This window comes from bacterium (assembly GCA_004322275.1).
Classification (GTDB): domain Bacteria; phylum Desulfobacterota; class Deferrisomatia; order Deferrisomatales; family BM512; genus SCTA01.
On the sequence record SCTA01000024.1, the window covers coordinates 1 to 13,209 of the forward strand.

11 protein-coding genes are annotated in these 13,209 nt (G+C 57.3%); 3 read left to right on the forward strand and 8 right to left on the reverse strand.

What is annotated here, in order from left to right; all coding sequences use genetic code 11:
• Positions 1-149 precede the first annotated feature (149 nt).
• Positions 150-992: a pantoate--beta-alanine ligase gene (locus EPN96_07740; protein ID TAL16816.1), complete on the reverse strand. Its 843-nt coding sequence runs from the start codon at positions 990-992 to the stop codon at positions 150-152.
• Between the two features lie 269 nt (positions 993-1,261).
• Between EPN96_07740 and EPN96_07745 the strand changes: the two genes are divergently transcribed.
• From EPN96_07745 to EPN96_07755, 3 genes are all read left to right on the forward strand, one after another.
• Complete coding sequence (locus EPN96_07745; protein ID TAL16817.1) at positions 1,262-1,762, forward strand: pantetheine-phosphate adenylyltransferase; 501 nt, start codon at positions 1,262-1,264, stop codon at positions 1,760-1,762.
• 151 nt (positions 1,763-1,913) lie between these two features.
• Positions 1,914-3,125: a pyridoxal phosphate-dependent aminotransferase gene (locus EPN96_07750; GenBank protein ID TAL16818.1), complete on the forward strand. Its 1,212-nt coding sequence runs from the start codon at positions 1,914-1,916 to the stop codon at positions 3,123-3,125.
• A complete protein-coding gene (locus EPN96_07755) occupies positions 3,126-4,019 on the forward strand; it encodes an SEC-C domain-containing protein (protein ID TAL16819.1) in 894 nt (297 codons plus the stop codon).
• A gap of 478 nt (positions 4,020-4,497) precedes the next feature.
• Here EPN96_07755 and EPN96_07760 read toward each other — a convergent pair whose 3' ends face one another.
• From EPN96_07760 to EPN96_07790, 7 genes are all read right to left on the reverse strand, one after another.
• Positions 4,498-4,947: an NUDIX hydrolase gene (locus EPN96_07760; GenBank protein TAL16820.1), complete on the reverse strand. Its 450-nt coding sequence runs from the start codon at positions 4,945-4,947 to the stop codon at positions 4,498-4,500.
• An 8-nt stretch (positions 4,948-4,955) separates the two neighbouring features.
• The gene (locus EPN96_07765) at positions 4,956-6,758 is read right to left on the reverse strand and encodes a redoxin domain-containing protein (protein TAL16821.1); all 1,803 of its coding nucleotides are present in this window, start codon (positions 6,756-6,758) and stop codon (positions 4,956-4,958) included.
• Positions 6,759-7,331, reverse strand: a complete 573-nt coding sequence (locus tag EPN96_07770) for a TlpA family protein disulfide reductase (protein TAL16822.1) — start codon at positions 7,329-7,331, stop codon at positions 6,759-6,761.
• Positions 7,332-7,410: 79 nt separating this feature from the next.
• The gene (locus EPN96_07775) at positions 7,411-8,340 is read right to left on the reverse strand and encodes a hypothetical protein (protein TAL16823.1); all 930 of its coding nucleotides are present in this window, start codon (positions 8,338-8,340) and stop codon (positions 7,411-7,413) included.
• Positions 8,341-8,343: 3 nt separating this feature from the next.
• Entirely contained in the window at positions 8,344-9,081 is a 738-nt protein-coding gene (locus EPN96_07780) for a hypothetical protein (GenBank protein ID TAL16824.1), read from the reverse strand.
• Between the two features lie 82 nt (positions 9,082-9,163).
• Positions 9,164-10,927, reverse strand: a complete 1,764-nt coding sequence (locus EPN96_07785; protein ID TAL16825.1) for a hypothetical protein — start codon at positions 10,925-10,927, stop codon at positions 9,164-9,166.
• A gap of 240 nt (positions 10,928-11,167) precedes the next feature.
• Positions 11,168-13,072, reverse strand: a complete 1,905-nt coding sequence (locus tag EPN96_07790; protein ID TAL16826.1) for a LysM peptidoglycan-binding domain-containing protein — start codon at positions 13,070-13,072, stop codon at positions 11,168-11,170.
• Between the last annotated feature and the right edge of the window lie 137 nt (positions 13,073-13,209).

A 13,209-nucleotide genomic window follows, 5' to 3' on the forward strand; every position in this document is an offset into this window, starting at 1 on the left:
CGCATCCGGCTTTTGGCCCGCTTTTGCCGCTCATCAATCGCAAAACCTCGCCGTAGAACAACTACGCCTGCGGTTTTGCTCAGTCTTCGCGACAAAATCGCTCTCAAAATCCGGCGCGATCTCCGAAAGGCCTATTTACGGACAAGCCCTTACTTTCCGATTATCCGGTTGTCTATCAGTCTTGTCTTTCCAACGAACCCGGCCAGAGCGAGCAGCGCCCCGCCGGAGGTGTTTTCAACCGCCTTGAGGTTCTTCGGGTCCCGAAGCTCGACGTAATCCACGCGCACCCCGGCCTCCTCCAGCCGCCCCCTCACCCCTTCGACTATCTTTCCCGCCTCCGCGACGGAGGTTTTCGCAACCTCTTCGGCCCACGAGAGGGAACGGTTCAGCGATAGCGCAATCTCCCGTTCTTCTGCCGAAAGGTAGACATTCCTGCTGCTCATGGCAAGGCCGCCGGGCTCGCGCACAATCGGCGCTCCGGCTATTCTCGCAGAGAGATTCAGGTCGCGGGCCATCGTCTCTATAACCAGAAGCTGCTGGAAATCCTTCTGCCCGAAAAAACCCGCGTCCGGCTCGACTATGTTGAAAAGTTTCAGCACCACAGTGGCTACGCCGTCGAAGTGGCCGGGACGGCTGGCCCCGCAAAGGGGGGTTGAAATCTCTCCCACGCTTACGGTTGTCTGAAATCCCTCGGGGTACATATCCCCGGCCAACGGAGCGAAGATCGCGTCCACCCCCGCCTCGCGGCATAGTCTTTCGTCCCGCTCCATGTCTCTGGGGTAACGGGAGAGGTCTTCCTTCGGCCCGAACTGGATGGGGTTCACGAAGATCGAGAGGACGACCGTCTCGCATTCCTTCCGGGCCATTGAAACGAGGGAGAGGTGCCCCTCGTGGAGAAACCCCATCGTCGGCACGAAGCCGATTTTCTTGCCCTCGCTTTTCGCCGCGCGCGAGTATTCGCGCATGGCGGAGGCGGTGGTGATTGTGATCATCCCTATGCTTTGCCCCTGAACGAAAAAACGCGCCTGTCTTTTGACGGGGCGCGCAATAAACCACCCTGCACGCGGTTTTGACTGCGGCAGGGTTTAGCGGTTAGAATTCCATGCGTCCCGGTCCTTTTACGGATCCAAGCGTCAATTCGTCTCTACCACGTCAGGGAGGATTGTGTCAACCTCCGCGCAGGGGTAAAGTCTTTCGCTTTACACAGACGTGACCTGGCAGTATAAAAGTCTACCGAAAAAACATCTCTCCGGAGGGAGCCGTGAAAGATTCTATCGCCGTCTATCCCGGAAGTTTCGACCCCATTACGAACGGCCACATGGACATCATCCTCCGGGGCGCGCAGGTCTTCGACAAGGTTATCGTGCTGATTGCGGTAAACTCGGAGAAGAACAACCTCTTCACCCTTGAGGAGAGGCTCGACCTCATCCGCGATATTTTCAAGGACAACCCCAAGGTCGAGGTCGATACCTTCGACGGCCTGCTGGTAAAATACCTTCACGCCAATTCGATTCACGTCGTAATAAGGGGGCTTCGCGCCGTCTCCGATTTCGAGTACGAATTTCAGATGGCTCTCATGAACCGGAGGATGTACGAAGGGGCCGAGACTTTTTTTCTGGCCGCCAGGGAGGATTACTCCTACGTCAGCTCACGCATCGTGAAGGAGATTTTCAGCCTCGGCGCCTGCATCAAGGATCTGGCGCCGCCTCAGGTGGTTGAGGCGATGAAGGCAAAATACGCGTCAAAGCAAGCGGCTGTTTAAAAACGTCGAGAGAAGCCCCGGATTCGAGGAGACGCGTAGCGAGAAGCGAGACATAACCGGGCGTTAGGCGAAGCTTCGAGCGAGCACGCGACGAAGAAGACTGGGCTCGCAACAGTTTTTACTCGTAACAACATTTTTAAGGGGTATTAAAGTGCAACTCAGCAAAAGAGTACAGAGCCTGCAACCCTCCGCCACCCTTGCAATCGCGGCAAAAGCCAAGCAGCTGAAGGCCGAAGGAATCGACGTTATCGATTTCGGCGTCGGAGAGCCGGATTTCGCGACTCCGGCCCACATAGTCAAAGCCGCGATCAAGGCGCTCGAAGCGGGAGACACCCACTACACCCCCGTCGGCGGCTCCCCCGCCCTGAAAAAGGCGATAATCGCCTACATGAAGCGGGAGTACGGGCTCGATTACTCCCCTGCGGAGGTCTTCGCTTCCTGCGGCGCGAAGCACACCCTCTACAACATATTCATGTCGATAATCGACCCCGGCGACGAGGTGATAATTCCCTCGCCCTTCTGGGTGAGCTACCCCGAGCAAGTCTCTCTGGCGGAAGGAACGCCGGTAATCGTTACGGCAAGCGCGAAAGAGGGGTTTTTGCTCACCCCCGATCAGCTTGAAAAGGCGATTACCAAAAAGACGAAGGCTATAATACTAAACAGCCCCTCCAACCCATCCGGCACCATGTACACCCCGGAAAAACTCGCGGGGCTTGCCGCAGTGCTAAAGGGCAGGGACATAATAATCGTCAGCGACGACATCTACCACAAGCTGGTCTACGACGGCGAGAAGTTCGCCTCCATCCTGGAGGTCGAGCCCTCCCTTCGCGACCGCACCGTCATCGTAAACGGCGTCTCCAAAAGCTACGCCATGACCGGGTGGAGAATCGGATTCGCCGCCGGTCCTGCGCAGCTCATGGGGGCTCTGGACAAGATACAGGGGCAGGCCACCTCGAACCCGACCAGCTTCGCACAGGCCGGGGCCATCGAGGCTCTCACCGGCGACCAGTCCTGCGTCGGGGAGATGAGGGAGGTCTTCGACAAAAGGCGAAAGATCGTGGTCGAGAAGCTCAACGCCATCCCCGGCGTTACCTGCGCCTCGCCGGCGGGAGCCTTCTACGCCTTTCCCTTTGTAAGCTCCTTTTACGGCTATCTGAACAAGGGCTCGGTGCTGAAGGACTCGATGGACGTCGCCTCCTACCTCCTGGAAGAGGCGAGGATAGCGGTAGTGCCCGGCGAACCCTTCGGCGCACCCGAAAACATTCGCCTCTCCTACGCCACCTCCGAAAATTCCATCATCGAGGGTATTCGCAGGATGGGAGAGGCTCTCTCAAAACTTCAAAAGCCTGCGGGCCGGATTTAAATGAACCAGACCGGGATATCAAATTTCAAAGCTCTCACCGACGGCGAACTGATAGAACTTCTCTTCATCTCCGGCGATTCGCTTTCGCATGACGCCGTAGACGAATTTCTGGAACGCGGACAGAGGATGATCCCTCTTCTGAATCATATCGCCGCGGACAAGAATTCCTGGACGCGCCCCATGCCGGAGTGGTGGGCGGTCGTCCACGCTACCTACATTCTGGGCTCTTTCGAGTCGACCGACACCCTGCCCGGCCTTTTGGGCGCGCTACGATGGGCGGACGCCTTCGACAACGAGTGGGTCACCGAGGACCTGCCTTCCATTTTCGGAAAAGTGGGACGCCCGGCTTACGGACACCTGCTCGCGGTGGCGCAGGATTTTTCGGCGGGCTGGGGGGCGAGGTCGATCGCCCTTTCCGGACTCGCGGCAATCGGCATCCGCGACAAGCTCCTGCTTCCGGGGGTTCTGGATTTCGCCGCCAAGATCGTGGAAAACGAAACGGAACCGCTTCCCTTCAGGCAGACGGCGGCAAACGTGCTCCTGGACTTCCGTTCAAAGAGGCACTCCCGCATTTTAAAAAAGTTCGGCAGGGAAGAGGCTCTCCGGCGCGACGAAATAGCCAGCTACGAGGGGTCCTTCTACGACTGGGAGGTGGACGAGTTCCTCTCCTCGGACAACAACGACCTGGAATTTTACGAACGGGACTGGCTTTCCTTTTACGACCCGGAAGAACGGCAGAGGCGTCAGGAATACTGGGAGGAAGAAAGGGAGACGAGGGACCGCGAAGACAAAGATAACGGCAGGGCGCTCTTCCCTTCCCAGCGCGAACAGTCAAACTGCCTGTGCGGTTCGGGGCTTCCGTATGAAGACTGTTGCATGAGGAAAGTGCATTAGGGACCCGGCTTCCTCTTTCGGCGAATGGCTGCGTCGTTTCTCGGGCGCGGGTCTTGGCGTAGTTCCGCTACTGCCTGCGACCACGCGCCCTGTGGACTCCTTGCCCTTCGCCGAAATAGTTTGCCGGACTTTTATAAAACCTTCCCACGCCGCAACTTTCGGGGAGGAAGCAGCCGCAGCCTTTAGAGCACACCGGCGCGGCTTTCCGTTCCCGGCAAGGAATCCCGCAGCGAGAGGGTGAGACAGTAGCAGCGCTACGGCGAACCTAACAGTGTCCTATGCGGCTAGTCCCTTCCGATTTGTCCGCCGCTTCATCCCGAGCCGCGTTGTCGCTCATCGCCCGAAGAGAGCCTGGCTATTCCGGCTCTTCGCTTCTATCGGCTCGGGCGAATCGACGTCCTCATTTCCGGAAGTCACTAGCCGCACTGGACACCAGCGAGGACATGACGACGCCGGGGGCGGAAAGGATGCGCCGGTATCAGACGGGCCTTTTACCGCTTTCAAGGTATCTCTTAACATCCCCCAGAATCTTGCCATGATCGAAACACAGCGGAGCGGGAAGCTCGCTCCAGGGAAAGACGCGGGCTTCGAGCGCGTCGTCCGCGCCGGCGGGAGTTCCCTTCGCTTCTGCCAGAAATACCGTTGAGATTGTGTGGCGGCGCGGATCCCTTTCGGGATCCGAATAGGTGTGAAACTGCTCTTTGAGGGTGACCTTAAGGCCGGTCTCCTCGAAGGCCTCCCGCGCGGCCGCAGCTTCAAGGGTCTCGCCCGATTCGACGAACCCTCCTGGAAGCGCCCAGCCGTAAGGCGGATTTTTCCTCTTTACGAGTACTATTCCGCCCCCGCTGAAAATCACGATATCGACGGCGGGCAGGGGATTTACGTATTTTTTTTCAGGGGCCGGACAGTGACGCCCGCGGCAAGCCATCCGTTTCTTTAGCGCCTTCTTCTGGGGGGAGGCTTGGGCTTGGCTCTCTGCTGCTGCTCTTCTTCGGCGGCGGCTTCCTCTTCGTCAGCCTGAGAGTCGTCCGTGACCTCTTCGTCGCCGGTCTGGCCGTCTTCACCCGCGCCTGACACATCCTGTTCGGAGGCATTCCCCGTGGCCGCTCCGGCTTCGCCTTCGGCGGGCGGTGGCGGCGGCGGAGGGGCGAGGGCTTTTTTCAGAGCGTCGTGACAGCCGTTGCAGCCGCCCTTGAAGGTCGTCAGCCTTGCTTCGTCCGAAGCATGGGGATCGTGGCAGGATTTGCAGTTCAGCTCGCCCTTCTTGTCGAGCGGCATTCCGTCGATTTTCGCCGGCGGAGGGCCGCTGGTCGGATGAGAGTGGCGGGCCATCTTGTCCTGGGTGTGGCACTTGAAGCAGAGTTTCTCGCCCGACCCTACAAGGAAATATTCAGGGTTGTCCGAGGAGTGGGGATCGTGGCAGTTCGTGCACTGTTCCTGTGCGACCGGTTTATGCACGACGAACTTGCCTACCTTCTCCCTCATATCCTCGTGGCAGCTTATGCAAAGCGAGGCCTGCGAGGCCCTAAGCTGGAACTTGTAGGGCGCGCTGTGGGGATTGTGGCAAACCGCGCAAAGCCCCATTGCGACCGGCCCGTGGACGGTATCACGCTGAAACTTGGCTTTTACGTCGCCGTGGCAGGTGAAGCAAAGCTCGGACCCCTCGTCGGTAAGCGTGTAGCGGTGGGGTTTTGAATTGAAATCGTGACAGGCGGGGCAACCGCCCACCGGTATGGGACCGTGGACGAACTTTTCCTCTGTCTGGTAGCCGTGGCAGGTCTGGCAGGAGGTCGACATGCCCGCCTTGGCCTCCTCCGGGTTCGGCGCCATCTCATGGCAGCCGGCGCAGACTTTTTCCTTTTCCGGCATGTGGAGCTTGTACTCGGGAAAGTTTACCCCCGAGCCCTCGCCCATTCGCGGGTCTCTGAAGAGCACCACAGCCTGGGTACCGGTTACATCCCCTTTAGGGTAGCTTACCTCAATGAAATTCGAGCCGTAACAGAGCGGGATTCTGACCTGAAAGGAATCGCCGTTTATCTTCGCGGTCTTCGGCGAACCGCCGTTCAGCTTGACTGTAAAAGGCCCCTTGTTTCCGTTTGCGGACCCGACGACCCACATGTTTGACTGGTAGGTCATCGTGAAATTACTCGGCGAAAGAACCGCTATTTCCGAGCCCACCTTCGTTTCCGCCGCAGCGAGGGATTCACCCTTTATGACCTTGTCGATGATCGAATCCATCTTCGCCCGGTTTTCCTCATCGTAACCGACTATGGTGGACACGATCTTGCCGTCTTTGTCGATTATGATGTAGGTGGGCAGGGTGATTACGTTGAACTGGTTTGCTATGGCGAGGCTTTTATCGAGCAGTATCGGAAAATTGAGGGCGCCGCTGAAGGCGGAAAAGAACTTCTTTACCCGGCCGATGCCGGAAGTGTCCAGGTTTACGCCGACGATTTTGACCTTTGAACCGTACTGCTCCTGGAGGACTATCAGGTGGGGTATGGATTGAACGCAGGTCGAACAGTAAATGGAGCCGAAATCGAGTACGATGGGGACCTTGCCGAGGTAGGGATCGAGGGAGAACTCGTCGTTGGTGTAAGTCCACCCCTTGAAAGACTCGATTTTTGCGCCGGTATCGGCTGCGGCGCAGGAGGTTGCGGCGCAAAAGAACAAAGCCAGAACCAAAGCGGCTACGCCGGCGCGAAACCCCCCGCTACGGCTGCTCTTTCGGGGAAGCATTTATTTTCCCAGAGTTTCTGTGATCGCCTTTTCCAGTTCTTCCTCGCCGACCCTGCCTACCCTGGAAAAAACTATCTTCCCTTCGGGGCTCACAATGTACAGCGTCGGCGTTCCGGGGATGAAGTAGGCATCCGAAACCACGAGCGAACCGTCTTCGTTTTCCTTGTCAAGAAGGAGGGTGAAGGTATAGCCCTTTTCCTTCGCGAACTGGGTTATGCTCTTGCCCATGTCGTCGCCGTCAAGGGCGACCGAAAGGACTCTGAGTCCCTTGTCCTTGTAGCGGTCGAAGAGGCTTTGGATAAGAGGCATCTCTTCGCGGCAGGGCTCGCAGAACAGCGACCAGAAAACGAGCAGCGACCCCTTGGAATCCTTTCCGGAGAAATGGAACGGCTTTCCGGCGGTATCCTTCACGTCGAAATCGGGAGCGTCCGCGCCCGGTTTCAGGGCCTCGACCCCCTGAAGCGTAGGGATGTCAAGTGGCGTCATCGCCTGGTCTGCGGCGGTGGCGATCATAGCCCCCGAAAAAAACATTACCGCTGCCAGAACCATGAATTTCATCTTCCGCATACCCATCTTCCTCTCCCGCGCCCCTTGAAAGGCAATTTCCTTCTTGAGGCAAAACGGCTTATGGAGTGCCGCAATCCATTATAATTTATTTGCGCTCGTAATACAAAACGCGCTGTTTCCCCGCATCCGCCAGGAATATGTCCCTGTGGTCGTTTACTGCGACAGCCACGGGTTTTACGTTCGCTTCCGGTTTCACCTCCGTCTGCAGGGCGCCGTCGGCGTTCAGCGCAAGAACGGTGCCGGAGGCTGCGTCCAGCAGAAAAACCCACCCGAAACGGCCGTCAACCCCAATGCCCGAGAGGCTGACCTTCCGTTCCACAACCTTTTCTACGTCCACGGACGCCTTCCAGTTACCGTCGAGATCGAATCGGCTTATGACGCCGGAGCCCTCCTCCACCACCCAGACGGAACCGTCGTCAACCGGAGAAAACGCTATGGCTTTGGGCCTCTGGAAATGCCCCTTGAGGGAGACATCACCCGGCGACCACTTGTCGAGATACTCGCCCCGGTTGGAAAAGATCTCTATCCTGCGGTTGCCGGAATCGACAACGTAAATCCTGCCGGTACCGGAGGCGGCCACGGAGCCGGGTGAACGGAAGTCCCCTTTCCCGAAGCCGTGGCTTCCCGGGGTCATCTGAATGGAGCCGTCTTTTTCAAGCACGACAAGCCTGTCGTTGCCTGTATCGGAGAGCCAGATTCTCTCCCGGCGGTCAAAGCAAAGCCAACGAGGGGTGTCGAATACCCTTCCCGAGCGGCCCTTCTCAGCGCCTATCGTCCTTTGCCAGCGCCCATCCTCGTCGAAGAGCACTACCGCGTTTCGCTTGTCGTCGGCTACCGCAAGTATGCCCTTTTCAGATATCGCCAGTCCGGCGGGGCTTTCCAGCTCGTTTCTGCCCTCGCCGTGCTCCCCGTAGACCTTCCTTAATTCATATACCGGCTTTGAGGCGGCGGATGCGCCGCCCGCCAGAAGTAGTAGTAGTATAAGTATAAACCACGTAGCCGCCCGTAGCGTCACAGCTTACTTGGGCTTGACCTTGAGCAGGATTTCCTCGGCGTTACCCTCGTCAGCTTCCTGGGTCTTTTCCGCTTCAATATCCTTGGCCTCTTCCGTGGCCATCTTGGTCTCTTCCTTCTGCTGCTCGAATATCTGTTCGAGTTCCAGTTCGCGGTTGTCGGTCAGGTGGACGGCCAGTTCGTCGGAGAGCTGAATGACTCCCCGCTGGGCAAGCTCGTTGACCGAGGGCCCCTCGCTGAGGCCGAAGACCTCGGCCACGGTGGTGTTTGAATGGATAAAGGCCCTCGACGACCATACGAGATCCCCGGTTTCGACGACCAGCATGTCGAGGAACATCGAGAATTCCACGCTGGTGGACTTCTCCTCTTCGCCGTTGAGCATGAGGCCGCCGCAAAGGACCGCGTCAACCTGAAGCTCTTCGCCGATCTTCCGGACTATTTCCCTGTCGAGGGATTCAGTGTTCCGGAGCTTGAGCTTCTTCATCAGGCCGGCCACGTAGCGCGGCTCCTCGATGCTTTCAAAGATCCCCTTGGAGAGGAGCTCCTGCACCAGCATCAACTCAGCGTGCTTTGGCCCGACGGCGCCCTCAGCCAGAGAGTCGAAAGGCAGTACGGCTACTCTCTTTATCCCGGTGTAAACCGGCTCGGGAGTAACGGGTTTTGAATAGGTCTGCACCTGCAACCCGGAACAGCCCGTAGCCAGCAGCGCAAGCACGATAAGCCCCGCCCACAAAGTCCGCATATTATGTTCCTCCTTATATCCCGGAAACCCTCTCGAGTCGCAGGGGTCCGGCCTCCATATCAGGCAACAAAACAAGAGATTATCAAAATTTGCCACTTACCTCAACAAGATAGCTTTCGGAATCGTTCTTTTCCCCCTCTATCTGCGTTTCAAATCCATATTCGAACTTGAATTTCAGGTGATCCCTGTAGATGGGAAAAGACAGTGAAACGTCATAGGATTTCTTGTCCTCGGAGGTGGAGTTTCTTGTGTAGCCGTGATCGACGGCGAAATCGTAAATGCCGAGCGCTTTCCAGCCGTAAGACAGGTCAAGGGTATACTCGAATTCGGGGGGGGCGTCGTCCTCGCTCTCGTCGGACGCCTTATGCCCGTACTCGGCCTTGGCTGTCATGTTCTTGAAAAAATCCTTCAACTCCAGCGCAAACTTCGTATCGTCCTCGCGCTTTATGAAGTTGACCTCTTCCTCGGGATAGGTGGCCGTTCTGGAGTATTTGTGGTCAACTGAAAACTTTGTAACGTCACCCAGTTCAATCGTATATTTGGCCGCTACTTCCCACTTGCTTTCTTTTCCGGAGTCGGCGCTGACCGTGTAGACGGGTTTCAGTTCCAGTCCGGGAATGTCTTTAAGCTCGAGGTTGCCCTCGAAATCCCAGACGACATCCGTGTTGGTTCTATCGCCGTTTTCCCACTCGTAGGAGAAATTGCGCGTCGCCTTGAATTTGATCTGGTCTTCCCAGACCTTCCACTCGCTCTCCAGCTTGTACTCGTCCTTGCGTTTTCTTATGCTGCTTTCGTCTTCCGGACTTTCGTGGTCGTAGGTCCAGTCGTAAGAAAAAAGCAGACTCACAATATCCAGGGGCTTGTAGGTCAGCTCGGCTCCGGCGCCCTGTGAGGTGGTGGTCGTATCCGCGTCGGTCCCCTCTTTGTTTTCCAGCGTGTAAACGTAGTCCGCCTTAACGTCGATGAATTCGCTGGGTTTTGGGCTTACCTTCACCTCCCCTTCCCACTTGCGGCTCACCTCGGTGGGCTCTTCGACCATGAAATCCTTGTCCCATTTATTTTCCTGGGTGACGGCGAAATCCACCCATTCGATGGTCTTGAACTCCAGCTTGGCCTTGGCCTCGTTGGTAAGCGTGTCGGACTTGTCGAGAAGGCGGTCGTCGCTGTCGAGGGTCAATCCCTGGTCGCGCTGATGCTTTGCCTCGGCGTCGAACTTCCAGGCGTCGCCCAGGTCGGTTTTGAATTTTGCGGTGGCCGCGAAGGAGCGGTCGTCGGTTTTGTCTTCTTCAGGACTGCGGGGAGTGGAGGTGTCTTTTTTGGCGTCAAGGCTAAATTCGACAAGGTCTTTGAGAAGTTTGTATTCAAAGGCGCCTTCGTAGGCCTTGTCGACGGTTTCGTCGCTGCGCTCGTAGGTGAAGGCGGCATCGGGAAGGATATCGTTTTTGGGCTCGGCCTTCGCCTCGAACTTGAGGGTGGTGTCGATCTCCGTGTCCGTTTCGGGGTCGTCGGATTCGGTGATTGACTGCGACCATTCGCTCGCCGCTGACCACCAGGTGGCCTTCGCCTCTCCCTTGACGCTGTGATCGGTGGTCAGAGTGTCAAAATCCTCTTCCTTGTCCTCAAACGCCCGGCTCAGTTCATACCCGAGTTTTACATTAAAGTCGTAAGAGGTTTTGTGGTCGTAGCCGAAGGTGAACTTTCGGGTTTCCTTCTCGTCGAAGACAGACCCGCTCTCGTCCGCCTTCCTGTCGCCTTCTTTTGTGTAGGTGGCCTCGGCGGTGTATTCGGCGGCAAAAACCAGTCCGGGGGCAAAAAAGCAAAGGACGGCAACGGCGGCTGGCGCCATTAAACGGAAGGAAATGCACCCGCTTGGCCGTCCACAGTCAGGGACACCACCGGTTTTCACGCAAATTTGGCCGGAACCCGCCGAACGTGAAAAGATTTGCAAAAAATTCCCTTCCCGAAAGGGTAAATATAATCAATAGAAGGTATTGCCCGCATCCGCTCTTGACGCTTGTCTTCCCCGGAGCAAAGCTCAGATGGTTTTATCCCAACCATGAAACCTTGTCAACGACTTCAAGGTTTTTTAATTGGCTTCGGGGCCGAGCCGCAGGGTATCGCCGGGCCTGATTACGGAATCGGATTCCAGTGAGTTCCACAGGAGCAGATTGCGTATCGACACCCCCTTTGATTTGGCGATAGAGGAAATTGTGTCGCCTCTTGTCACGGTGTAAATCTGGGAGCCGCGGGAGGCGTACTCCTCCGCGAAGCCGGGTTTCGATACCACCAGAGTGTCGCCAGGCTTTATCGAAGCTTTTTTGCCGAGAGAATTCCAGGCGACTATCTCTTTGGCAGTGACCCCGAAATCCCTGGCGATGCCCCAGACTGTATCGCCCCGGCGGACTTTGTGGGTAAGGCGCTCCCCTTCCTCGCGGCTGATTTTCTCTACTGAAGCAATCATTCCGGGAGCGCAGGAAACCGCTATCTTCGAGCCTCTTTTCAGCTTTTTGGGGGCGTCCATCCTGTTTAAATCGAGGAGAGCCGTTACTGTCGTGCCGAATTTACCGGCTATCTTCTCAAACGTATCTCCCTGCCTTACCGCGTAGGACTCGAAGACCAGTTTTTCCTCCTCGCCGAGACCCGCGATTGCAGCGCTGACGGCCTCTGCGCTGCCAGGAGGAACGCGAAGGGGATAGCCGGAGGTTTTAGGGGGAGTACATCCCCTGAGAAGAGCGGGATTTAGCTGCTCCAGCAGTTTTTTGTCAACGCCGCTCTTCGCCGCTATCGTAGCGAAGTCCACCGCCGCGTCCACCGTTACGGTGTCGAACGTGTACTCCGGCTCCAGAGCGTTGACGAAGCCGTAGTGCGCCGGATCGCTGGAGATGAGCAAAAAGGCGTACAGCTTGGGCACGTACCTTACGGTTTCCCTTCTCAGGCGTCCCGAGGCCGCTATGCCCCAGAAATCCTTCTTGCGGCACCTGTCCAGCGCGCGGGAGATTGTTCCCGACCCGGCGTTGTAGGCGGCTATGGCAAGCTCCCAGTCGCCGAACTTGGCGTAGAGGTCTTTTAGGTGTCTGGCCGCCGCCCTGGTGGAGAGCTCGGGGTCCATCCTCTGGTCTACCCACCAGTCCACCTTGAGCCCGTAGAGCTTTCCCGTAGAGGGTATGAACTGCCAGAGCCCCCCGGCGCCGGAGGGAGATTTCGCGTTGAGGACGAAGCTGCTCTCGACCATCGCGACGATAGCCAGCTCTCCCGGCAGCCCCTCTTCACGCAGAATCCGGCTTATCGAGGGCAGATGTTTCCCCGAGCGATTGAGTATCTTCTGCATGGTCTTGTGGTAAGGGCCTGTGAATTCGCGTAGAACGGATTTTATCGGCTCTCTGTCGGGGACAAGCCAGGCCGCGCCGGGGGGAACGGCCTCGATGTCGTCCACCACCAGTCCGGGAGGCGCCCCCTCCTCGGGTTCGACAAAGGGGAGGTCTTCTTCGGTTATGGCCCCGGAAACCTCTTCCCCGGCGACAGCCGCCTCATCCAGCGAGGGATCCGAAAGCTCCGACACGGCTTTGTCTACAGCCTGAAGGCGGGCTTCCGTCTCGCTGTTAACGGGAAGTCCGGCATCGCACGCTTCACCGGAGTCTGAAGTAATATCCTTATTTTCCTCCGCCGGAGAAGCCGTCGCAGGGGTTGAAGGGGAAGCATCCTCTTCATTGACCGCCTGTTCGGAAACTTCAGGCGAAACCGTGCCGGAAGCTGAGGGGGACGGAACTTCGGCCGGGGGCGGAGTCGTCACGGAGGTTTCTTCGACTGCGAGGGGTGCGGGCGGTGCGGCGGGTTCCGCGACGGGAGCATGAATCGAAGCCTTATCGCGCGGGGCGACAGCAAAAGGAGAAGGCTCCTGACGCAGGAAGGTTTCGGCGTCCGGCAAAGCCGAGACCGAGCAGCCCGCCGCGAAGAAAGCCAGCGCCAATCCAACTATAGGGCGATACTTCAAACTTTCTTCCCTTCGCTCAAAGATAACTTGAGATAATCGGCGAATTGGCCGATAAATATTTCAAACGCCTTGGGATTAACCTTTTTTGGATATATTTTAAACTTGTGTTGAAAACCGTTATCCAATCTTTGGCATCA

Bases quoted from the DNA above. Each gene is read 5' to 3' on its own strand.
- EPN96_07740 (TAL16816.1), bottom strand. From the start codon at position 992: ATGATCACAATCACCACCGCCTCCGCCATGCGCGAATACTCGCGCGCG.
- EPN96_07770 (TAL16822.1), bottom strand. From the start codon at position 7,331: ATGGGTATGCGGAAGATGAAATTCATGGTTCTGGCAGCGGTAATGTTT.
- EPN96_07760 (TAL16820.1), bottom strand. From the start codon at position 4,947: ATGGCTTGCCGCGGGCGTCACTGTCCGGCCCCTGAAAAAAAATACGTA.
- EPN96_07780 (TAL16824.1), bottom strand. From the start codon at position 9,081: ATGCGGACTTTGTGGGCGGGGCTTATCGTGCTTGCGCTGCTGGCTACG.
- EPN96_07755 (TAL16819.1), top strand. From the start codon at position 3,126: ATGAACCAGACCGGGATATCAAATTTCAAAGCTCTCACCGACGGCGAA.
- EPN96_07765 (TAL16821.1), bottom strand. From the start codon at position 6,758: ATGCTTCCCCGAAAGAGCAGCCGTAGCGGGGGGTTTCGCGCCGGCGTA.
- EPN96_07785 (TAL16825.1), bottom strand. From the start codon at position 10,927: ATGGCGCCAGCCGCCGTTGCCGTCCTTTGCTTTTTTGCCCCCGGACTG.